This window comes from Streptomyces sp. NPDC001204, assembly GCF_053598035.1.
This window is the reverse complement of sequence record NZ_JBSFJL010000001.1, coordinates 514,007-535,415: the sequence shown is the minus strand read 5'-3', so window position 1 is coordinate 535,415 and position 21,409 is coordinate 514,007. Positions and strand designations below refer to the sequence as shown.

General features: G+C 72.9%; 20 protein-coding genes. 8 read left to right on the top strand and 12 right to left on the bottom strand.

The genetic code is table 11. The features are described 5' to 3' along the window. Positions 1-43: 43 nt before the first annotated feature. Positions 44-442, top strand: a complete 399-nt coding sequence (locus ACWC91_RS02435) for a hypothetical protein (protein WP_281155130.1) — start codon at positions 44-46, stop codon at positions 440-442. Positions 443-534: 92 nt separating this feature from the next. Here the strand turns inward: ACWC91_RS02435 and ACWC91_RS02430 are convergent, their stop codons facing one another. Genes ACWC91_RS02430 through deoC form a run of 3 tightly spaced genes read right to left on the bottom strand, consistent with a single transcriptional unit; the run spans position 535 to position 3,852 of the window. Further along, positions 535-1,452 carry an aldehyde dehydrogenase family protein gene (locus ACWC91_RS02430; RefSeq protein ID WP_225078924.1) on the bottom strand — a complete coding sequence of 306 codons (918 nt, stop codon included), beginning with the start codon at positions 1,450-1,452 and terminating at the stop codon, positions 535-537. Further along, positions 1,445-2,896, bottom strand: coding sequence for an aldehyde dehydrogenase family protein (locus ACWC91_RS02425; RefSeq protein ID WP_225078923.1), 1,452 nt, complete (start codon positions 2,894-2,896; stop codon positions 1,445-1,447). Before ACWC91_RS02425 ends, ACWC91_RS02430 begins: the two co-directional genes overlap by 8 nt. A gap of 5 nt (positions 2,897-2,901) precedes the next feature. After that, the gene (gene deoC / locus ACWC91_RS02420) at positions 2,902-3,852 is read right to left on the bottom strand and encodes a deoxyribose-phosphate aldolase (protein ID WP_361416014.1); all 951 of its coding nucleotides are present in this window, start codon (positions 3,850-3,852) and stop codon (positions 2,902-2,904) included. A 160-nt stretch (positions 3,853-4,012) separates the two neighbouring features. Here deoC and ACWC91_RS02415 point away from each other — a divergent pair, with 160 nt between their 5' ends. Further along, positions 4,013-4,681 (top strand): PH domain-containing protein, encoded by a 669-nt coding sequence (locus ACWC91_RS02415; RefSeq protein ID WP_450641677.1) that lies wholly within the window; start codon positions 4,013-4,015, stop codon positions 4,679-4,681. Positions 4,682-4,776: 95 nt separating this feature from the next. On the opposite strand, the gene ACWC91_RS02410 is transcribed toward ACWC91_RS02415, so the two are convergent. The 3 genes from ACWC91_RS02410 to ACWC91_RS02400 form a co-directional block, all read right to left on the bottom strand. Further along, positions 4,777-6,432, bottom strand: a complete 1,656-nt coding sequence (locus tag ACWC91_RS02410) for a phospho-sugar mutase (protein ID WP_450641675.1) — start codon at positions 6,430-6,432, stop codon at positions 4,777-4,779. A 285-nt stretch (positions 6,433-6,717) separates the two neighbouring features. Continuing rightward, on the bottom strand, positions 6,718-7,542 hold the full coding sequence (locus ACWC91_RS02405; RefSeq protein ID WP_225078920.1) for a purine-nucleoside phosphorylase: 825 nt from the start codon (positions 7,540-7,542) through the stop codon (positions 6,718-6,720). Positions 7,543-7,688: 146 nt separating this feature from the next. Further along, positions 7,689-8,126 (bottom strand): gamma-glutamylcyclotransferase, encoded by a 438-nt coding sequence (locus ACWC91_RS02400; protein ID WP_225078919.1) that lies wholly within the window; start codon positions 8,124-8,126, stop codon positions 7,689-7,691. Between the two features lie 107 nt (positions 8,127-8,233). Here ACWC91_RS02400 and ACWC91_RS02395 point away from each other — a divergent pair, with 107 nt between their 5' ends. Both ACWC91_RS02395 and ACWC91_RS02390 read left to right on the top strand, forming a co-directional pair. After that, positions 8,234-9,703, top strand: coding sequence for an NAD(P)H-quinone dehydrogenase (locus tag ACWC91_RS02395; RefSeq protein WP_281155131.1), 1,470 nt, complete (start codon positions 8,234-8,236; stop codon positions 9,701-9,703). 211 nt (positions 9,704-9,914) lie between these two features. Beyond that, positions 9,915-10,838 carry a DeoR/GlpR family DNA-binding transcription regulator gene (locus ACWC91_RS02390; RefSeq protein WP_374114050.1) on the top strand — a complete coding sequence of 308 codons (924 nt, stop codon included), beginning with the start codon at positions 9,915-9,917 and terminating at the stop codon, positions 10,836-10,838. A 181-nt stretch (positions 10,839-11,019) separates the two neighbouring features. Here the strand turns inward: ACWC91_RS02390 and ACWC91_RS02385 are convergent, their stop codons facing one another. Beyond that, positions 11,020-12,795, bottom strand: a complete 1,776-nt coding sequence (locus ACWC91_RS02385; RefSeq protein WP_450641672.1) for an acetyl/propionyl/methylcrotonyl-CoA carboxylase subunit alpha — start codon at positions 12,793-12,795, stop codon at positions 11,020-11,022. Positions 12,796-13,169: 374 nt separating this feature from the next. On the opposite strand from ACWC91_RS02385, the gene ACWC91_RS02380 reads away from it, so the two are divergent. Further along, positions 13,170-13,724, top strand: a complete 555-nt coding sequence (locus tag ACWC91_RS02380) for a hypothetical protein (protein WP_281155132.1) — start codon at positions 13,170-13,172, stop codon at positions 13,722-13,724. Here ACWC91_RS02380 and ACWC91_RS02375 read toward each other — a convergent pair whose 3' ends face one another. The 4 genes from ACWC91_RS02375 to ACWC91_RS02360 all read right to left on the bottom strand — a co-directional run bounded on the left by ACWC91_RS02375 (position 13,725) and on the right by ACWC91_RS02360 (position 17,141). After that, positions 13,725-14,345, bottom strand: a complete 621-nt coding sequence (locus ACWC91_RS02375; protein ID WP_450641670.1) for a Maf family protein — start codon at positions 14,343-14,345, stop codon at positions 13,725-13,727. Between the two features lie 32 nt (positions 14,346-14,377). Further along, on the bottom strand, positions 14,378-14,506 hold the full coding sequence (gene mmpB / locus ACWC91_RS02370) for a morphogenic membrane protein MmpB (protein ID WP_263638430.1): 129 nt from the start codon (positions 14,504-14,506) through the stop codon (positions 14,378-14,380). A gap of 817 nt (positions 14,507-15,323) precedes the next feature. Further along, complete coding sequence (locus ACWC91_RS02365; RefSeq protein ID WP_141359019.1) at positions 15,324-15,530, bottom strand: acyl-CoA carboxylase epsilon subunit; 207 nt, start codon at positions 15,528-15,530, stop codon at positions 15,324-15,326. A gap of 9 nt (positions 15,531-15,539) precedes the next feature. Next, on the bottom strand, positions 15,540-17,141 hold the full coding sequence (locus tag ACWC91_RS02360) for an acyl-CoA carboxylase subunit beta (protein ID WP_376503897.1): 1,602 nt from the start codon (positions 17,139-17,141) through the stop codon (positions 15,540-15,542). 111 nt (positions 17,142-17,252) lie between these two features. Here ACWC91_RS02360 and ACWC91_RS02355 point away from each other — a divergent pair, with 111 nt between their 5' ends. Next, positions 17,253-18,137 (top strand): biotin--[acetyl-CoA-carboxylase] ligase, encoded by an 885-nt coding sequence (locus ACWC91_RS02355; RefSeq protein WP_376503898.1) that lies wholly within the window; start codon positions 17,253-17,255, stop codon positions 18,135-18,137. A gap of 115 nt (positions 18,138-18,252) precedes the next feature. Continuing rightward, the gene (locus ACWC91_RS02350; RefSeq protein ID WP_225078911.1) at positions 18,253-19,416 is read left to right on the top strand and encodes an adenylate/guanylate cyclase domain-containing protein; all 1,164 of its coding nucleotides are present in this window, start codon (positions 18,253-18,255) and stop codon (positions 19,414-19,416) included. 19 nt (positions 19,417-19,435) lie between these two features. On the opposite strand, the gene ACWC91_RS02345 is transcribed toward ACWC91_RS02350, so the two are convergent. Then, a complete protein-coding gene (locus ACWC91_RS02345; protein WP_225079025.1) occupies positions 19,436-20,161 on the bottom strand; it encodes a hypothetical protein in 726 nt (241 codons plus the stop codon). A gap of 227 nt (positions 20,162-20,388) precedes the next feature. On the opposite strand from ACWC91_RS02345, the gene ACWC91_RS02340 reads away from it, so the two are divergent. Next, the gene (locus ACWC91_RS02340) at positions 20,389-21,183 is read left to right on the top strand and encodes an enoyl-CoA hydratase/isomerase family protein (RefSeq protein WP_225078910.1); all 795 of its coding nucleotides are present in this window, start codon (positions 20,389-20,391) and stop codon (positions 21,181-21,183) included. Positions 21,184-21,409 lie beyond the last annotated feature (226 nt).

Here is a 21,409-nt window from a genome sequence, read left to right as displayed (position 1 = left end):
CGCTGTTCCCGTTACCCACCGCATCCGTAAGGCGGCACCAGTCATGGCTCGACACGCGTCCTCCCCCCGCTCCACCGCCCGGCGCGTCCTGGTCGCCGTCGCCACCGCCGGGGCCGCCCTGGGCGTGGGCGCGACAACGGCCTCGGCGGACATCCTCCCGGGCGGGGGCGAGGGCCGCCTGCTCGGCTCCCTCGGCAAGGCCGACCCGCAGACGGGCGTGCAGGCACTGACCGGCACCGTCGGCCACACCACCGGAACGGTCACGGCCCTCAAGCCCAACCCGCTCGCGGGCACCGGCGTCGACCCGCTCGACAACGGCGTCGGCACCCAGCTCGCCGACTTCCGGCCGGTCAGCTCGAAGATGCTCACGGGCCCGGTGGCCCAGGCCCCGTCGGTGGGTGCCGTGCCGGTCGTCGGTCAGGCGCTCGGGTCGGTGCGCTGACGCGCGCACGCGGAGAGCCGCGCCTCCCCCGGACGGAGGGGAGACGCGGCTCTCGTCTGTGCGGGCCGCCGCGGTGCGGCGCCCCGGGCGGCTCAGTACGACGAGCCGGAGGCGCCCAGGGAGCCCGTCGGGTGCCAGACCGTCTTGGTCTCCAGGAAGGCCGTCATGCGGTCGATGCCTGGCGTCGCGAAGTAGTCCACAGGCTGTGGACGAAGGACGCGCTTGAGGTTGTCCGCCGCCGCGACCTCCAGCTCCTTCGCCAGCTCGGCGTCGGCGCCCGCGAGGTCGAGCGCGTTGACGTCCTGGTGCGCGGCGAGCGGCGTGGCGATCTCCGCCGTACCGCCGGACAGGACGTTCACGACACCGCCCGGCAGGTCGGAGGTGGCCAGCACCTCGCCGAGGGAGAGTGCGGGGAGCGGGTGCTTCTCGCTCGCGACCACCACCGCCGTGTTGCCCGTCGCGATCACCGGGGCGATCACCGAGACCAGGCCCAGGAACGACGACTCCTGCGGGGCCAGGACGGTCACCACGCCGGTCGGCTCGGGGGAGGAGAGGTTGAAGTACGGGCCCGCGACCGGGTTGCCGCCGCCCACCACCTGGGCGATCTTGTCGGTCCAGCCCGCGTACCAGACCCAGCGGTCGATCGCCGCGTCGACCTGCGCGGCGGCCTTGACCTTGGACAGGCCCTCGGCCTCGGCGACCTCGCGGACGAACTGCTCGCGGCGGCCCTCCAGCATCTCCGCGACGCGGTAGAGGATCTGGCCCCGGTTGTACGCGGTCGCGCCGGACCACGCGCCGAACGCCTTGCGCGCGGCCACGACCGCGTCACGGGCGTCCTTGCGGGACGACCGCGGTGCGTTCGCCAGCCAGTTGCCCTTGGAGTCGCTCACCTCGTACACCCGGCCGCTCTCGGAACGCGGGAACTTGCCGCCCACGTACAGCTTGTAGGTCTTGAGGACCGAAAGCCGCGGTTCGGTCGTCGCCCCAGACTTCTCGGACTTCTCAGACATCGAGGTACGCCTCCAGGCCGTGCCGGCCGCCCTCGCGGCCGAAGCCCGACTCCTTGTAGCCGCCGAACGGCGAGGTCGGATCGAACTTGTTGAACGTGTTGGACCAGACGACACCGGCGCGCAGCCTGCTCGCCACCGCCAGGATCCGGGAACCCTTCTCCGTCCAGATGCCCGCCGAGAGCCCGTACGGGGTGTTGTTGGCCTTGGCGACGGCCTCGTCCGGGGTGCGGAAGGTGAGGACGGAGAGCACCGGGCCGAAGATCTCGTCACGGGCGATGGTGTGCGCCTGGGTGACACCGGTGAACAGCGTCGGGGCGAACCAGTAGCCGCTCTCGGGCAGTTCGCAGGCGGGCGACCAGCGCTCGGCGCCCTCCGCCTCGCCCTGGTCGGCGAGCGTGGTGATCCGGGCCAGCTGCTCGGCGGAGTTGATCGCGCCGATGTCGGTGTTCTTGTCGAGCGGATCGCCCAGGCGCAGGGTGGAGAGCCTGCGCTTGAGGGAGTCCAGCAGCTCGTCGTGGATCGACTCCTGCACCAGCAGGCGCGAGCCCGCGCAGCAGACCTGGCCCTGGTTGAAGAAGATGCCGTTCACGATGCCCTCGACGGCCTGGTCGATCGGCGCGTCGTCGAAGACGATGTTGGCGCCCTTGCCGCCCAGTTCGAGGGTGAGCTTCTTGTCCGTGCCCGCGACCGTGCGCGCGATCGCCTTGCCGACGGCCGTGGAGCCGGTGAAGGCGACCTTGTTCACGTCCGGGTGCGCGACCAGCGCGGCGCCCGCGTCGCCGTAGCCGGGAAGGATGTTGACGACACCCTTCGGCAGGCCCGCCTGGCGGCAGATGTCCGCGAAGAACAGCGCGGAGAGCGGGGTGGTCTCGGCGGGCTTGAGCACGACCGTGTTGCCGGTCGCCAGCGCCGGGGCGATCTTCCACGCCAGCATCAGCAGCGGGAAGTTCCACGGGATGACCTGGCCGGCCACGCCCAGCGGCTTCGGGGACGGTCCGAAGCCGGCGTGGCCGAGCTTGTCCGCCCAGCCGGCGTAGTAGAAGAAGTGCGCGGCCACCAGGGGCAGGTCCGCGTCCCTGGTCTCCCGGATCGGCTTGCCGTTGTCCAGCGTCTCCAGGACCGCCAGCTCACGGCTGCGCTCCTGGACGATGCGGGCGATACGGAACAGGTACTTGGCGCGCTCGGAGCCGGGCAGCGCCGACCACTTCGCGAAGGCCTTGCGGGCCGCCTTGACCGCGCGGTCCACGTCCGCCTCGCCGGCCTGGGCGACCTCGGACAGCACCTCCTCCGTGCTGGGGGAGACCGTCTTGAAGACCTTGCCGTCGGCGGCCTCGGTGAACTCGCCGTCGACGAACAGGCCGTAGGACGGCGCGATGTCGACGATCGACCGGGACTCGGGAGCCGGTGCGTAGGCGAAGGGGGAAAGCGGGTTATCCGTGTTCATGGGGCTCAGTCCACCGTCACGTAGTCGGGGCCGGAGTAGCGGCCGGTGGCCAGCTTCTGGCGCTGCATCAGCAGGTCGTTCAGGAGCGAGGAGGCGCCGAAGCGGAACCAGTGGTTGTCCAGCCAGTCCCCGCCGGCGGTCTCGTTGACCAGGACCAGGAACTTGATCGCGTCCTTGGAGGTGCGGATGCCGCCGGCCGGCTTCACACCCACCTGCACGCCGGTCTGCGCGCGGAAGTCACGGACGGCCTCCAGCATGAGCAGCGTGTTGGCCGGGGTGGCGTTGACGGCGACCTTGCCGGTGGACGTCTTGATGAAGTCGGCGCCCGCCAGCATGCCGAGCCAGCTCGCGCGGCGGATGTTGTCGTACGTCGACAGCTCGCCGGTCTCGAAGATGACCTTCAGTCGGGCGGAGGTCCCGCAGGCCTCCTTCACGGCGGCGATCTCGTCGTACACCTTGAGGTACTTGCCGGCGAGGAACGCCCCGCGGTCGATGACCATGTCGATCTCGTCGGCGCCCGCGGCGACCGCCGCGCGCACGTCCGCCAGCTTGATGTCCAGCGGCGCCCGGCCGGCCGGGAAGGCGGTGGCGACCGAGGCGACCTTCACGGCCGAGCCGGCCACGGCCTCCTTCGCGGTGGCCACCATGTCGGGGTACACGCAGACCGCGGCCGTGGCGGGGGCCGTACGGTCCGTCGGGTCGGGGTGGACCGCCTTGGCGCCGAGCGCCCGGACCTTGCCCGGGGTGTCCGCGCCTTCCAGCGTCGTCAGGTCGACCATCGAGATGGCGAGGTCGATCGCGTACGCCTTCGCGGTGGTCTTGATGGAACGGGTGCCGAGCGAGGCGGCGCGCGCCTCCAGGCCGACCGCGTCGACGCCGGGCAGCCCGTGCAGGAAGCGGCGCAGCGTGCTGTCGGACGCGGTGACGTCAGCGAGAGGGGGTGCAGTGGTGGGCATGGTCACCAGGCGAGCATATCTACGCGCGTAGCGGCTGTACACCCCTAGAGTCCAGATTGTGCCCCCGGCCATATTCCGCGGGGCGATGGTCTTCCGTGCTCGGGCCGTGCTCCCGCACCGCGGATGAGGGCACCCGCGGACGTCGGGCACAATCGGGGCCATGACGACGCCCGAGCACGAACCCCCCGCGCCGCAGCCCTCCGCCTCCGAGTTCCACGACCGGGTCCACCGGTCGTCCGCGGGCATCGCGGGCGGTGTCCTGCTGCTCGCCATCATCCTGTGGCTGGGCATCGACGCGCTGGTCACCGGCCAGGGCCGCACCCCGTGGCTGGCGCTCGCCGGGATGATCCTCGCGGTGCCGCTCGTGGTCGCCTTCACCGTGCGGCCCGCCGTGTACGCCAACTCCGACCGGCTGCGCGTCCGCAACCCCTTCCGCGTGATCGTGCTGCCCTGGGGGCAGGTCTCCGGCCTGCGCTCCGGCTACTCCAACGAGGTGTTCGACAAGGCCGGCACCAAGTACCAGCTGTGGGCGCTGCCCGTGTCGCTGCGGGCGCGCAAGCGGGCCGCCCGCCGGCAGGCACGGGCCACCGTCGCGACCGCACGCGCGACGGGTGGCACCGGTGTCGGCGGCGCCGGTGACACCGCCGCGGACCGCGATCCCATCCGGACGGACACCGACCAGTTCATGAACGACCTGCGCGAGGTCCAGGAGGCCCGCGAGCACGCCCAGTCCGCCCAGGGCGAGGTGACGGTCCGCTGGGCGTACGAGATCCTGGGTCCGGCGCTGGCCGGTGCGGTGGTGCTGGCGATTCTGATCGCGGTGGGGTGACACGGGCGCGGCGGCGTCACGTCGCGTGACCTTCGGAACGGAACGGGTGCCCTCCGAGTGAGGGCACCCGTTCCGTTCCGGTTCCGTTTTGCGGGTCAGATGCCCGCCGCCGCCGACAGGTCCCGCTTGATCGACGCCAGCAGGGCGTCGGCCCTGCCGCGGGCCGCCGGGAGGTCGGCGTGGGTGCCGACCGGGATCACGACCTCCAGGTAGCACTTCAGCTTGGGCTCCGTGCCGCTGGGGCGGACGATGACGCGGGCGCCGTCGAGGGTGTAGCGCAGGCCGTCCGTGGGGGGCAGCCGGTCCGTTCCCCGGGTGAGGTCCTCGGAACGGGTGACCGGCAGGCCCGCGAGCGCGGTCGGGGGCTGCTCGCGCAGGCGCCGCATCGCGTCGGCGATCAGCGAGAGGTCCTTGACGCGGACCGAGAGCTGGTCGGTGGCGTGCAGGCCGTGCTCGACGGCGAGGTCGTCCAGGAGGTCCAGCAGGGTGCGGCCCTCCTCCTTGAGCCGGGACGCCAATTCGGTGATCAGGAGGGCGGCGGTGATGCCGTCCTTATCGCGTACGCCGTCGGGGTCGACGCAGTAGCCGAGGGCCTCCTCGTAGCCGTAGCGCAGACCCTCCGCACGGGCGATCCACTTGAAGCCGGTGAGCGTCTCCTCGTGGGGCAGGCCCGCCTTCCCGGCGATCCGTCCGAGGAGGGAGGAGGAGACGATCGACTCCGCGAAGGTGCCGGTCACGCCGCGGGAGACCAGGTGGGCGGCGAGCAGGGCGCCCACCTCGTCGCCGCGCAGCATGCGCCAGTCGGTGCCGTGCCCGACGGCCACCGCGCAGCGGTCGGCGTCGGGGTCGTTGGCGATGATCAGGTCGGGGCCGGTCGCGCGGGCCCGGGCGAACGCCAGGTCCATCGCGCCGGGCTCCTCCGGGTTGGGGAAGGCGACGGTCGGGAAGTCCGGGTCCGGCTCGGCCTGCTCGGCGACCAGGTCCGGGGCCGGGAAGCCGGCCCGGGCGAACGCGGCGAGGAGGGTGTCCTTGCCGACGCCGTGCATCGCCGTGTAGACGGTGCGGGCCGTGCGCGGCGAGCCGGGGGCGAGGACCGCGTCCGTACGGGCCAGGTAGGCCTCCAGGACGGAGTCGTCGAGGATGTTCCAGCCGGAGTCCGGGCGGGGCACCGCGGCGAGCGTGGTGATCGCGTCGATCTCGGCGGCGATTCCGGCGTCCGCCGGGGGCACGATCTGGGAGCCGTCGCCCAGGTAGACCTTGTAGCCGTTGTCGCGGGGCGGGTTGTGGCTGGCGGTGACCTCCACACCGGCGACCGCGCCGAGGTGCCTGATGGCGAAGGCGAGGACCGGGGTGGGGAGGGGGCGGGGGAGCACGGCGGCGCGCAGTCCGGCGCCCGTCATGACGGCGGCGGTGTCGCGGGCGAAGTCGGCGGACTTGTGGCGGGCGTCGTAGCCGATGACGACGAGGCCGGCGTTCTCGTCCCCGTGGGCGGTCCCGTTCTTCTTCAGGTACGCGGCGAGGCCCGCGGCGGCGCGGATGACGACGGAGCGGTTCATGCGCATGGGCCCGGCGCCGAGTTCGCCGCGCAGGCCGGCGGTGCCGAACTGGAGCGTGCCGACGAAGCGGGCGGTCAGCTCCTCGGTGTTCTCGGCGGTCGGGGCTTCGAGGAGCCGGGCGAGTTCGTCACGGGTGTCGGCGTCGGGGTCCTCGGCCAGCCACGCCTTGGCCCGTGCGATGAGGTCGTCGTGCACGTTGGGGTCAGCCTCTCGTGAGTTTGTCGGCCTGGGCCGTCTGCCTCCGGCGGGTGGGTGCCGGGGCGCCTGGGATGCGTTGGGGGGCGGGGCCGTCGGGCGCGTCCGGCCGCCGCGCGCGAGCGTACTGCCCGGAGTTCCGGGGCCGTGCCGGGCGGAGAGCGCCGGGCGGGGACGAGGTGCGCGGCGGGGGCCGCCGGCGCACCCCACGGCGCCTTCCGCGCTCCGGCGGCTCCCCCTTCAAGGGCGCCGCCGGACGTTCGGCGTGCCGCGGTGTGCCGGGGTCTACAGGCGGCCCAGCACCTGGGTCAGCAGGGATCCCATGCGGGCGGCGCTGTCGCGGCCCGCCTGGAGGACCTCCTCGTGGTTGAGGGGCTCGCCGGTCATGCCCGCGGCGAGGTTGGTCACCAGGGAGATGCCGAGGACCTCCGCGCCCGCCTCGCGGGCGGCGATCGCCTCCAGGACGGTGGACATGCCGACCAGGTCCGCGCCGATGGTGCGGGCCATGCGGATCTCCGCCGGCGTCTCGTAGTGCGGGCCGGGGAACTGGGCGTAGACGCCCTCCTCCAGGGTGGGGTCGACCTCCTTGCACAGGGCGCGCAGGCGCGGCGAGTACAGGTCGGTGAGGTCGACGAAGTTGGCGCCGACGATCGGCGAGGTCGCCGTCAGGTTGAGGTGGTCGCTGATCAGCACCGGCTGGCCGGGGCGCATGCCCTCGCGCAGACCGCCGCAGCCGTTGGTGAGCACGATCGTCTTGCAGCCGGCCGAGACGGCGGTGCGCACACCGTGGGCCACGGCGGCCACGCCCCGGCCCTCGTAGTAGTGGGTGCGGCCCAGGAACACCAGCGCGCGTCTGTCCCCGATGGCGTACGAGCGGATCTTGCCGCCGTGGCCCTCCACCGCCGGCGGCGGGAATCCGGGCAGCTCGGTGACCTGGAACTCGGCGTCGGGGGTCCCGAGGGCGTCGACGGCCGGTGCCCAGCCGGACCCCATCACGAGGGCGACGTCGTGGGACTCGGCACCCGTGAGTTCGCGCAGGCGCGCGGCGGCGGCGTCGGCGGCGGCGTACGGATCGCCCTGGATGTCGTCCGGAAGAAGAGATGCGTTCACGCGGATGAGCGTAGCCGGTATTCGCCTACGCGCGTAGATGTCAGTGGTCACGGCAATGCGATCGTTGTCTTGTCGTTTCCGGCGAGGGGCGGCGCCGGAGGGGCCCGCCCGGGCTTTCGCTCAGGCCTCCGGAAGCCCCGAGCCGCTCAGCACGGCCGCTTCCGCAGCTCCATCACATAGTCGTGGGGTGCCCCCGCCGACTCCGCCGCGTCCGCGATCTCGCCGAGGTAGCGGGCGGAGGGAAGACCGCCCTCGTAGGCGTTGAGGACGTAGACCCAGGCCGGTTCCTCGCCGTCCAGGGTGTGGACGCGCACGCGTGCGCGCCGGTAGACGTCCATGCCCGCCCCCACCCAGCGGTCGAGGACGTCCTCGTCCATCGGGGCGATGTCGTACAGAGCCACGAAGACCTGGGAGATCGGATCCTCGACCAGGGTCGCCAGCGCGCCCTCCCAGCCCACCTGCTCGCCGCCGAAGGTCAGCCGCCAGCCGTTCAGCCAGCCCGTGGCACGCAACGGCGAGTGCGGGGCGCGGCTGGACATCAGCCCCGCGTCGAGATTGCCGGCGTATGCGGCATAGAGCGACATGCGTCGAGCGTACGGCAGCCGCGCACCCGCCTCACGGGTCCCAGGCGCAACGGGAGAGCACCGCGCCGACGCCCCCGGGGCCGTAGCACCTTGAACGGTGCGGGACAATGGAGTACGTGACTCGGATCGTGATCATCGGTGGTGGACCCGGCGGCTACGAAGCGGCGCTGGTGGCGGCGCAGCTCGGCGCGGAGGTGACCGTCGTCGACTGCGACGGTCTGGGCGGAGCGTCGGTGCTGACCGACTGCGTGCCGTCGAAGACCCTTATCGCTACGGCCGAGGTGATGACCACCTTCGACTCCTCGTACGAGGAACTGGGGATCATCGTCGCCGACACCTCCTCCGACGGCGGCCCCGCCCGGGATCTCCCGGACCAGGCCGGGAGGGTGGTGGGCGTCGACCTGGGGAAGGTCAACCGCCGGGTGAAGCGGCTGGCGCTCGCCCAGTCCCACGACATCACCGCCTCCGTGACGCGGGCCGGCGCCCGGGTCGTGCGCGGGCACGGCCGGCTGGAGGGCATGCAGGCGCTCGACGGGTCGCGCACGGTCGTCGTCAGGGCGGCCGACGGGAGCGAGGAGAGGCTCACCGCGGACGCCGTGCTGATCGCGACCGGCGGCCACCCGCGCGAGCTGCCCGACGCCCAGCCGGACGGCGAGCGGATCCTCAACTGGACCCAGGTCTACGACCTCACCGAGCTCCCCGAGGAACTCATCGTGGTCGGCTCGGGCGTCACCGGTGCCGAGTTCGCCGGCGCCTACCAGGCACTCGGCTCGAAGGTCACGCTGGTGTCCTCCCGCGACCGCGTGCTGCCGGGTGAGGACCCGGACGCGGCCGCGGTCCTGGAGGACGTCTTCCGCCGCCGCGGCATGAACGTCATGGCGCGCTCGCGGGCCGCCGCGGCCAAGCGGGTCGGGGACCGTGTGGAGGTGACGCTGGCGGACGGCCGGGTCATCACGGGCAGCCACTGCCTGATGGCCGTCGGCGCCATCCCCAACAGCGCCGGGCTCGGCCTGGAGGAGGCCGGCGTCAAACTGCGCGAGTCCGGTCACATCTGGACCGACAAGGTGTCGAGGACGACGGCTCCGGGCGTGTACGCGGCCGGTGACGTGACCGGAGTCTTCGCGCTGGCGTCGGTGGCGGCGATGCAGGGACGTATCGCGATGTACCACTTCCTCGGCGACGCGGTGGCCCCGCTGAACCTGAAGACGGTCTCCTCCAACGTCTTCACCGACCCCGAGATCGCCACCGTCGGCTACACCCAGGCCGACGTGGACGCCGGCAAGATCGACGCCCGCTGCGTGAAGCTGCCGCTGCTGCGCAACCCGCGCGCCAAGATGCAGGGCATCCGGGACGGCTTCGTCAAGATCTTCTGCCGTCCGGGCACGGGGATCGTGGTCGGCGGCGTGGTCGTGGCCCCGCGCGCCTCGGAACTGATCCACCCCATCTCGATCGCCGTCGACAACAACCTGACGGTTGAACAGATCGCGAACGCCTTCACCGTGTACCCCTCGCTGTCGGGGTCGATCGCGGAGGTGGCACGGCAGTTGCACACGCGCAAGGCGACGGCCGAGGCGTAGGCGGGTCCGGCGTCCGGGCCGACTCCCCGCCGGTCACGGGGAGTTGCGGACCATGCCGGTGGCACGGGCAGGGGGACCAGGCCCTATACCACTTCGCACCCTGCCCTGCGAACAACTTCTGCTATTCGGCGCAAACTGCTGAAAGCAGACGGTCGCTGGGGTTACTGTCAGTTTCGTGTTCGCTGCTGAACGTCGCCAATTGATCCTCGAAATGGTGCGAGCGAACGGTGCCGTGTCGCTCCGTGAACTCGCCCGCGTCGTCCAGACCTCCGAAGTGACCGTACGGCGGGACGTGCGGGCGCTGGAGGCCGAAGGACTCCTCGACCGCCGGCACGGCGGTGCGGTACTCCCGGGTGGGTTCACCCGGGAGTCCGGCTTCCCGCAGAAGTCGCATCTCGCGACCGCGGAGAAGACGGCCATCGCCGACCTCGCCGCGAGCCTCGTCGAAGAGGGCGAGGCGATCGTCGTGGGCGCGGGTACCACCACTCAGGAGCTCGCCCGCCGGCTCGCCCGGGTGCCCGGCCTGACCGTCGTCACCAACTCCCTGCTGGTCGCCCAGGCGTTGGCCCATGCCAACCGCGTGGAGGTCGTGATGACCGGCGGCACGCTGCGCGGCTCCAACTACGCGCTCGTCGGGTCGGGGGCGGAGCAGTCGCTGCACGGGCTGCGGGTGTCCAAGGCCTTCCTGTCGGGGAGCGGGCTGACGGCCGAACGGGGCCTGTCCACCTCCAACATGCTGTCGGCGTCCGTCGACCGGGCCCTGGTGCAGGCCGCCGCGGAGGTGGTGGTCCTCGCCGACCACACCAAGCTCGGTACGGACACGATGTTCCAGACCGTCCCGACCGAACTCATCACCCGCCTGGTGACGGACGAGCCCCCGGCCCACGACGACCGCGCGGGCACCGAGCTCCAGGCCCTCGCCGACCAGGGCGTCCAGATCGCCGTGGCCGGCGCGACGGGAAACCCGGTCGCGGACCAGGCCCCGCCCCGCGACCGTCGCCGTGAGGTCCCGCTCCCGGGCCCCCGCCGCACCCAGCCGCCGAGCGCGAACCTCCGCCCGGCGTCCCTGGGCGGAGAACAGCCGAACGGCACGGAACGCCCGGCCGCGCGGGTGGCGGACCTCCGGAGGCGATGAGGGCCTTCGGGCCGCCCTCGGGACTTTCGGACCGCCCTCGGGAAGAGCTTCCGCTCGTCCTCGGGAAGGACCTTCCGGCCGTCCTCGGGAAGGGCTTCGGACTGCCCTGCGGAAAGCACGGCGCCCGACGGGCCGCTCTCGCGGCTCGCCGGGCGCCTGTGGGTGCGGGTGCTCCGGGGGATCAGTCCTTGATCTCGCAGATGACGGCGCCGGAGGTGATGGAGGCGCCGACGTCGGCCGACAGGCCCTTGATGGTGCCGCTCCGGTGGGCGTTGAGAGGCTGCTCCATCTTCATGGCCTCCAGGACGACGACGAGGTCACCCTCCTTGACCTCCTGGCCCTCCTCGACGGCGACCTTGACGATGGTGCCCTGCATCGGGGAGGCGAGGGTGTCGCCGGAGGCGACGGGGCCGGACTTCTTCGCGGCGCGGCGCTTGGGCTTGGCGCCCGCGGCGAGGCCGGTGCGGGCCAGGGACATGCCCAGCGAGGTGGGCAGGGAGACCTCCAGGCGCTTGCCGCCGACCTCGACGACGACGGTCTCGCGGCCCCTCTCCTCGTCCCCCTCCGCGCCGTCGGCGGTGGCGGTGAAGGGCTTGATCTCGTTGACGAACTCGGTCTCGATCCAGCGGGTGTGGACCGTGAACGGGTCGGCGGAGCCGGTCAGTTCGGGGGCGAACGCCGGGTCGGTGACCACCGCGCGGTGGAAGGGGATCGCGGTGGCCATGCCCTCGACCTGGAACTCCTCCAGGGCACGGGCGGCCCGCTGGAGGGCCTCCTTGCGGGTGCGGCCGGTCACGATCAGCTTGGCCAGCAGGGAGTCCCAGGCCGGGCCGATGACACTGCCGGACTCGACGCCCGCGTCCAGGCGGACGCCGGGGCCGGACGGCGGGGCGAAGTTCGTCACGGTGCCGGGGGCGGGCAGGAAGCCTCGGCCCGGGTCCTCGCCGTTGATGCGGAACTCGAAGGAGTGGCCGCGCAGCGGCGGGTCGTCGTAGCCGAGTTCCTCGCCGTCGGCGATGCGGAACATCTCGCGGACCAGGTCGATGCCGGCGACCTCTTCGGTGACCGGGTGCTCGACCTGGAGGCGGGTGTTGACCTCCAGGAAGGAGATCGTGCCGTCCTGGCCGACCAGGAACTCGCAGGTGCCGGCGCCGACGTAGCCGGCCTCCGACAGGATCGCCTTCGAGGCGCGGTACAGCTCGGCGACCTGCTCGTCGGACAGGAACGGCGCCGGGGCCTCCTCGACCAGCTTCTGGTGGCGGCGCTGGAGGGAGCAGTCACGGGTGGAGACGACGACCACGTTGCCGTGCTGGTCGGCCAGGCACTGGGTCTCCACGTGCCGCGGCCGGTCCAGGTAGCGCTCGACGAAGCACTCGCCGCGGCCGAAGGCGGCCACCGCCTCGCGCACCGCGGACTCGTACAGCTCGGGGACCTCGTCCAGGGTGCGGGCGACCTTCAGGCCGCGCCCGCCGCCGCCGAAGGCGGCCTTGATGGCGATCGGCAGGCCGTGCTCCTCGGCGAAGGCCACGACCTCCTCGGCACCGGAGACCGGGTCGGGGGTGCCGGCCACCAGCGGCGCGCCGGCGCGCTGGGCGATGTGCCGGGCCGCGACCTTGTCGCCCAGGTCGCGGATGGCCTGCGGCGGCGGGCCGATCCAGACCAGGTCCGCGTCCAGCACGGCCTGGGCGAAGTCGGCGTTCTCCGAGAGGAAGCCGTACCCGGGGTGGATCGCGTCCGCGCCGGACTCCTTCGCGGCCTTCAGTACCTTGTCGATGTCCAGGTAGCTGGTGGCCGGGGTGTCACCGCCCAGGGCGAACGCCTCATCCGCGGCGCGGACATGCAGAGCGTCCCGGTCCGGGTCGGCGTAGACGGCCACGCTCGCGATACCGGCGTCCCGGCAGGCCCGGGCAACGCGGACAGCGATTTCGCCACGGTTGGCGATGAGCACCTTGCGCACGATTGAGGCTCCCTCCTTGAAACAAGCCGAGTTTAGGGACTGCCGACACGGCACTTCGACCCGTCCCCGATGGTGAGCTTGCCCACACGGAGCGTGATTCGAGGCGCGCTCGACCTGCGAAATCCCTTGTCGCATCGCTGTACGCAGGACTCCTCCGGAAAACCCTAGCCCTCCCATGTGGTCAAGGTCTCTGTGAGGGCGTGCTGCGACGCACTTCGTTTCTTTGTGGAGTCCCTACGAATGGCCCAACGATTCTTTGCCGGTGGCAGAACCCTTGTCCCCCGGTTTACCCGTTAGTAGCGTTCACGATGTCTCGGCGGTACTCGCGGTAACAGGGCTCCGGACGGAGCGGCAGTCGGAAGTGGGTGGGACCGGTGGTGCGCAGACCGGTGGCGTGGGTGGTGGCGGTCGTGCTCTTCGCCGAGGCGTTGGGCGTGGTGGCGCTGAACTGGTTCCTCGGCGAGGTCGTGCACCAGCAGCGGATGTCCCTGGCCGGCCTGGATCCGAACGTGATGGCGAACTCGTCGAAGGCCGGCGGTCTGGTCTTCGGCCTCTACTTCGCCCTGTGCGGGCTGGTCGCCCTGCTCGTGGCGGTACGCGGTCGCCGCCCGGCCGGCCTCGGACGCGTCCTGCTGATCAGCGCGGCCGTGGTGCACGGGCTGCTGGGCGCGTTCGCCTGGGGGCTGGTGGGCTGGCGGGCGTTCCTGTTCATGGTGCTGGTGCTCGGGCTCATCGTGCTGCTGCTGATGACGTACGACCGCGAGGAGGGACCGGCCGGTGAGGTGCCGGGCGGCCCCCGGGACGCGGGCGGCCCCGGGGCCGAGAAGACTCCCGGGCCTGCGGGCGAGACGGGTCACGGGGGCGAGACGGGTCACGGGGGCGAGGCGCCCAGGCCTCTCCCTCCTCCGGCCGAGGCCCGCACTCTCTGATCAGTCCTGGGCCGGCGCCCACAACTCGGTGATGCCCACGCCGAGTTCGGCCAGCAGGCGGCGGATCAGGGGCAGGCTGATGCCGATGACGTTGCCGTGGTCACCGTCGATGCCGTCGATGAACGGCGCCGAGCGGCCGTCCAGGGTGAAGGCGCCGGCCACGTACAGCGGCTCGCCCGACGCGACGTACGCGGCGATCTCCTCGTCCGACGGCTCGCCGAAGCGGACCACGGTGGAGGCGGTGGCCGAGGCGTGCCGCCCGCTCTCCGTGTCCCAGACGCAGTGCCCGGTCTGGAGGGTGCCGGCCCGGCCGCGCATCGCCTTCCAGCGGGTGGTGGCCTCCTCGGCGTCGGCGGGCTTGCCCAGGGCGTGGCCGTCCAGGTCGAGCACCGAGTCGCAGCCGATCACCAGTGCGCCCCGGACCTCCGGCCGGGCCGCCACCACGGAGGCCTTCGCCTCGGCGAGCGCGAGTGCCAGTTCGGCGGGGGTGGGCGCGGTGACCGCGTCCTCGTCGACGCCGCTGACGATGACCTCCGGGTCGAGCCCGGCCTGCCGGAGCAGCCCGAGCCGGGCGGGGGACTGGGAGGCGAGCACGAGTCGGCGGCGCGGCTGGTCTGTCATACGGTCAGCGTATCGGCGGCGGCACTTCCGGCTCACCTCACGCCGATCACGAACATCGCCAGCACCATGGCCAGTGCCATGAGAACGCCCAGCCGCCGCAACATGTTCTGCGTGTCACGCAGTTCCTCCGGCGGCTCGTTCTCGGGATCGGACCACAGCATCCTCCGATCGTGCGACCGCGACCACGCCGGGCGCCTGAGTACGCGTACTCAACTTGCCCCTCACCGGGCGCTCACTCGGGCGGGCCCGGGGCGCCGCCTCAAGGACTGAACCCCTCCTGCCGGCCGCAGGCCCGCCCCCAGGCCACCGCCCCGACGCGGCCACACAGACATCGGCCCCACGGCCGTGGCACGGCGGCTGCGTGCCCTCCTGAGTGGCACAGCGGCCGGAGGGTGGGACACGGCCAGGCCCCGGGACCCAGGAGCGGATCCGTGCCCGGGCACACAGGGAGGCGCGGAAGGCCCCCGCTGGGGCAGGGGGCACAGCCCAGCCGAGACGCAGGGGCGGAGCCCCCAGAGGTCTGGGGCGGAGCCCAGCCGGGACGCAGGGGCGCAGGGGCGGGGCCCCAGGAGGTGGTTACTTGAGCCCTACGGAGTTGGGCGGGCGGGGTGGGTCAGGTACTGGGGCGGAGCCTCGGTGGGGTGCAGGGGCGGAGCCCTGCCGGGGGTGTGGGGCGGAGCCCCAAGGAACGGTCGCTTGAGCCCTACTGGGTTGCGCGGGCGGGGTGGGCCAAGTACCCGGGGCGGAGCCCCGCCGGGGTGTGGGGCGGGGCCCCAGGGACGGTCGCTTGAGCCCTACTGGGTCGGGCGGGCGGGTGGGTCAAGCGCCCGGGGCGCAGCCCCGGCAGAGGGGTGCAGGGGCGGAGCCCCGCCGGGGTGTGGGGCGGTGGGGCGGGGCCCCAGGGACGGTCGCCTGAGCCCCACCGAGTCGGGCGGGCGGGTGGGCGAAGCGCGCCCCTGGGCGGCCGGCGGCGGGCGATCAGCCGGGCCAGTACGTGCGCGACCAGGCCGTCGGGCTCGGAAGAGGGACGTGCCGGGCGGCGATGCGGGACGGGTCGGACCAGGAGTCTCGGGGGGCCGGCGCGCCGGACGGCGTGGTGGCTGCCGCCGCGGCGCGGGCCCGGACCACCGCCAGGGCGGCGGCGAGCTCCTCCGGGGTCGGATTGCCTCGTACGACCTTGATCACAACGGCTCCTTACAGGGGGATGTTGCCGTGCTTCTTCGGAGGCAGGGATTCCCGCTTGGTGCGCAGCTGACGCAGACCGCGCACGAGGTGCGAGCGGGTGTCGGAGGGCTTGATCACCGCGTCGACGTAGCCGCGCTCGGCCGCGACATAGGGGTTGAGGAGGGCGTCCTCGTACTCCTGGATCAGCCGGGCGCGGGTCGCCTCGGCGTCGCCCTCGGCCTCGGCCTCCGCGATCGTGCGGCGGTGCAGGATGTTGACCGCGCCCTGGGCGCCCATGACGGCGATCTGGGCGGTCGGCCAGGCCAGGTTGAGGTCGGCGCCCAGGTGCTTGGAGCCCATGACGTCGTAGGCGCCGCCGAAGGCCTTGCGGGTGATCACGGTGATCAGCGGGACGGTCGCCTCGGCGTAGGCGAAGATCAGCTTGGCTCCGCGGCGGATGATGCCGGTGTGCTCCTGGTCGACGCCGGGGAGGAAGCCGGGCACGTCGACGAAGGTGAGCACGGGCACGTTGAAGGCGTCGCAGGTCCGTACGAAGCGGGCGGCCTTCTCGGAGGCGTCGATGTCCAGGCAGCCGGCGAACTGCATCGGCTGGTTGGCGACGATGCCTACCGGGTGGCCCTCCACCCGCCCGAACCCGGTGAGGATGTTCGGCGCGAACAGCGGCTGGGTCTCGAAGAACTCGGCGTCGTCCAGCACGTGCTCGATCACCGTGTGCATGTCGTACGGCTGGTTCGCGCTGTCCGGGACGAGCGAGTCCAGCTCCAGGTCCTCGTCGCTGACCGCCAGGTCGGCCTCCTCGGGGAAGACCGGCGCCTCGGAGAGGTTGTTCGACGGCAGGTACGACAGCAGCTGCTTGACGTACTCGATCGCGTCCTTCTCGTCCCCGGCCATGTGGTGGGCCACGCCGGAGGCGGTGTTGTGGGTGCGGGCGCCGCCCAGCTCCTCGAAGCCGACGTCCTCGCCGGTGACCGTCTTGATGACGTCGGGGCCGGTGATGAACATGTGCGAGGTCTGGTCGACCATGATCGTGAAGTCGGTGATCGCCGGCGAGTAGACCGCGCCACCCGCACACGGTCCGACGACCAGGCTGATCTGCGGGATCACCCCGGACGCGTGGGTGTTGCGGCGGAAGATCTCCCCGTACGCGCCGAGGGAGGCGACCCCCTCCTGGATCCGGGCGCCGCCCGAGTCGTTGATCCCGATGACCGGGCAGCCGGTCTTCAGGGCGAAGTCCATCACCTTGACGATCTTCTGCCCGTAGACCTCGCCCAGGGCTCCTCCGAAGACGGTGAAGTCCTGCGAGAACACCGCGACCGGGCGGCCGTCGACCATGCCGTAGCCGGTGACGACGCCGTCCCCGTACGGCCGGTTCTGCTCCAGGCCGAAGTTGGTGGAGCGGTGGCGGGCGAACTCGTCCAGCTCGACGAACGAGCCCTCGTCGAGCAGCAGTTCGATCCGCTCGCGAGCCGTCAGCTTCCCCTTCGCGTGCTGCTTCTCCACGGCGCGCTCGGAGCCGGCGTGCGTCGCCGCCAGGACGCGGCGCTGAAGATCCGCGATCTTGCCCGCGGTCGTGTGAATGTCGATCTCTTGGCGCTCTTCCGGCTCGGACATCGGGATCGCGGCTCCCTGCCTGCTCACAAGGGGGGACGGTTACTCATCCGTAGCGTAGTAGGGGGTCCGCCGTTCGGCAGTGCGGCGTTCCCCACACCTAGGGTGGCTTGCATGACGCCCCGAGATGCAGCAGACGACAACCCCGACAACTCGCCGCACGGCAGCCGCTGGTCCGACCTGGACCGCCCGCCCCTGAACGCCGGGGCCCTGCGGCGCGGGCTGGTACGGGCGGACGGGCTGTGGTCCGAGGTGGACGTGGTGCAGAGCACGGGCTCCACGAACACGGACCTGGTGGCCCGCGCCGCCGCCGGGAAGGCGGACGAGGGTGCCGTCCTGGTCGCCGAGGAGCAGACCTCCGCCCGGGGCCGTCTGGACCGCCGGTGGACGGCCCCGCCCCGCTCCGGGCTGTTCTTCTCGGTGCTGCTGCGGCCCAGCGAGGTGCCGGTGGCCCGCTGGGGCTGGCTGCCGCTGCTCACCGGGGTCGCGGTGGCCACGGGCCTGTCCCGGGCCGCCGGGGTCGATACGGCGCTGAAGTGGCCGAACGACCTGCTGGTGACCGTCGGCGATGAGGAACGCAAGGCGGGCGGCATCCTGGCCGAGCGGGCCGGCAAGGACGGCGTGGTCATCGGCGTCGGCGTCAACGTCACGCTGCGGCAGGAGGAACTCCCCGTCCCGCGGGCCGGCTCCCTCGCCCTCGCCGGAGCGGTGAGCACCGACCGCGACCCGCTGCTGCGGGCGGTCCTGCGCTCCCTGGAGGACTGGTACGGCCGATGGCGGGCGGCGGGAGGCGATCCGGCCGCGAGCGGTCTCCAGGAGACGTACGCGGCGGGCTGTGCGACGCTCGGGCGAGTGGTCCGGGCGGAACTGCCGGGCGACCGGTCCGTGGTGGGGGAGGCGGTCGCGGTGGACGGCGACGGCCGGCTGGTCATCGCCACGGAGGCAGGGGTGCAGGAGCCGGTCGGCGCGGGCGACATCGTGCATCTGCGCCCCGCGTGAATCGGTGCCGGCCGGCTCCCCCTCGGCGCGACCTGACGGAGTGAGCTGGCGCACACCTGCCGTAGAGTTGAGGCCGGTCGATACCTGACCGTGGCAGATCGGAAGGGCAGCAGGCGTGACCGTCGACGACACGGGCTCCGGCGCGGACGCGGACGGCCGGGAGGAGCCTCCGCCATTCCCGTCCTCGCTCGAGCAGGGGGACTCCGACGCCGCCGAATCCGGCGGACACCCTCTCGCGCTGCGTCTCGAACAGCTCATCCTGGGCGCGGAGCGGCGCTACACCCCGTTCCAGGCGGCCCGCAGCGCCGGCGTCTCCATGGAGCTGGCCTCCCGCTTCTGGCGGGCCATGGGCTTCGCCGACATAGGGCAGGCCAAGGCGCTCACGGAGGCCGACGTACTGGCCCTGCGGCGGCTCGCCGGTCTGGTCGAGGCGGGGCTGCTCAGCGAGGCCATGGCGGTGCAGGTGGCCCGGTCCACCGGGCAGACCACCGCCCGTCTGGCCGAATGGCAGATGGACTCCTTCCTGGAGGGCCTCACCGAGCCGCCCGAGCCCGGCATGACCCGCACCGAGGTCACGTACCCGATCGTCGAGCTGCTGCTGCCCGAGCTGGAGGAGTTCCTGGTCTACGTCTGGCGCCGCCAGCTCGCCGCCTCGGCCGGCCGGGTCGTGCAGGCCGCCGACGACGAGGAGATGGTCGACCGGCGGCTGGCCGTGGGCTTCGCGGACCTCGTCGGCTTCACCCGGCTGACCCGCCGCATGGAGGAGGAGGAGCTCGGCGAGCTGGTCGAGGCGTTCGAGACGACCTCGGCCGACCTCGTGGCCGCGCGCGGCGGCCGGCTCATCAAGACGCTCGGCGACGAGGTGCTGTACGCCGCCGACGACGCCGGCACGGCGGCGGACATCGCGCTGCGGCTGGTCGAGACGATGGCCCACGACGAGACGATGCCGGAGCTGCGGGTGGGCATGGCGTTCGGCACGGTGACCACTCGTATGGGCGATGTGTTCGGCACCACCGTCAACCTCGCCTCCCGGCTCACCTCGATAGCTCCGCGTGACGCCGTCCTGGTGGACAGCGCCTTCGCCGAGGAGCTGATCCGCACCGGGGACGCCCCGGCGTCCGAGGCGGAGGCGGCCGAGGCCGCGGCGGCCGCGGAGAAGGAGGGTGAGGAGCCGCCGGTGTACCGGTTCGCCCTTCAGCCGATGTGGCAGCGCCCGGTGCGCGGCCTGGGCGTGGTCGAGCCCTGGCTGCTCACCCGGCGGAGCGACGGGACCCCGTAACCGGCGGTCGCGGCCCGGATCAGCGGCCGGGGCCGGCCTCGACGCCGACGCACAGCCCGATGATCGGCAGGCACAGGCCGCCCCCGCCGGAGGGCGGCGCCGGGGGCTGCGTGCTCCGGCTCGGGGCCGGTGTGGGGCGCGGAGCCGGGGCCGTGCCGGTGGAGGGCCGTGGCGCCTCGGTGGGCTCCGGGCGCTCCGGCGGGTCCGTGTCCTCGGGGAGCGCCGTGGGAACGGTCGTGGCCTGCTGGAGCGCCGAGGGCTCCGCGGTGGCCGCCGCCGCGGACGGGGACGCCATCGGTACGGCGCTTCCGTCCTGGACCGGTGCGGCGCTCACCCCGTCCAGGGTGACGGTCGTCGAGCGCGCGGTCGCCGGACCGGCCCCGGTCGTGGCGGAGGCGCCGGCGGGGGTTCCGGCGGAGCGGCCCGAGCCGTGGCCCGAGGTCGCGTGGGGTTCGGCCTCCGCGGCGCGCAGGCCGCCCGGCCCGGATTCGGGCGTCAGCCGTACGAGGCTCAGCACACCGGCGGCCACCGCGAGCCCTCCGGCGGCCAGCAACGCCTTGCGAGGCCGGCGCCTGCGGTGCCGTCCGCGGGCACGGGGGCCCCGGGGCCGCGTCCATGCGCCGGCGGTCACCTCCGCCGTGGCGTCGGCGCCTATGTCTGTGCTGTCGGCATGATCGCCGGTGTCGTTCTTGTTGCCGTCGTGCTTGTCGCCGTCTTGCCGGACTGTGGCTGTGTGCGTCGTCATCGCCGTCCTCCCCGATGCGCTCGCGCCCCCCGATGCGCCATGGCGGACGCACGTTATGCGCTCTCATAGGGATTCGGTGTGGGTTCGCCGGGGATGTCACTCGAACGGGGTGCCGGGTCTCGACAACGGGACCGCGCCTGTGCTCCGTCCGCCCTTTCCCCGGTGCGGGCCCTGCTGCGATGATCGGGGCTGGTGTCTTGTTAACCCGCGTTAACCAGGAGGGTGTCATGAGTGAGGAGCGGTTCGGCGAGTTCGTGCTGGTGCGGCGGCACGACTACGTCGCGGAGCTCGTCCTGGACCGGCCCAAGGCGATGAACGCCGTGTCCACGGACATGGCCCGGTCGATCGCCGGGGCGTGCGCGGCGCTCGCCGCCGACCCGGACGCGCGCGTGGTCGCCCTGACGTCCTCGCACGAGCGGGCGTTCTGCGTCGGGGCCGACCTGAAGGAGCGCAACTCCTTCAGCGACGCCGACCTGGTGCGCCAGCGCCCGGTCGCGCGCGCGGCGTACACCGGCGTACTGGAGCTGCCGATGCCGACGATCGCCGCGGTGCACGGGTTCGCGCTCGGCGGCGGCTTCGAGCTGGCCCTGTCCTGCGACGTGATCGTGGCCGACCGTACGGCCGTGGTGGGGCTGCCCGAGGTCTCGGTGGGGGTGATCCCCGGCGGCGGCGGTACGCAGCTGCTGCCCCGGCGGGTGGGCGCCGCGCGGGCGGCCGAGCTGATCTTCACGGCGCGTCGGCTGGAGGCGCCGGAGGCGGCCGGGCTGGGCCTCGTGGACCACCTGGTGGACGAGGGCCGGGACCGCGAGGAGGCCCTTGAGCTGGCCTCCCGGATGGCGGCGAACTCGCCGGTCGGACTGCGCGCCGCCAAGCGCGCCCTGCGACTCGGACACGGCCTCGACCTGCGGGCCGGCCTGGAGGTCGAGGACGCGGCCTGGCGCTCGGTCGCCTTCTCCGCGGACCGCGCGGAGGGAGTGGCAGCCTTCAACGAAAAGCGCCCCCCGCACTGGCCGGGCGAGTAGCCACACCCTCACGACGCCCGCACCCCACGCCGTCCGGAGAAGGCGGGCGCCATCGCCGAGCGCGGACGGCCCGCGGCCCCACGCCTGCCGTTCGCCGTGGCCGCCGGTCGGTGCGATGGGCCCGCGGCGGCACGCCTGCCGTTCGCCGTGGCCGCCGGTCGGTGCGATGGGCCCGCGGCGGCACGCCTGCCGTTCGCCGTGGCCGCCGGTCCGTGCGATGGGCCCC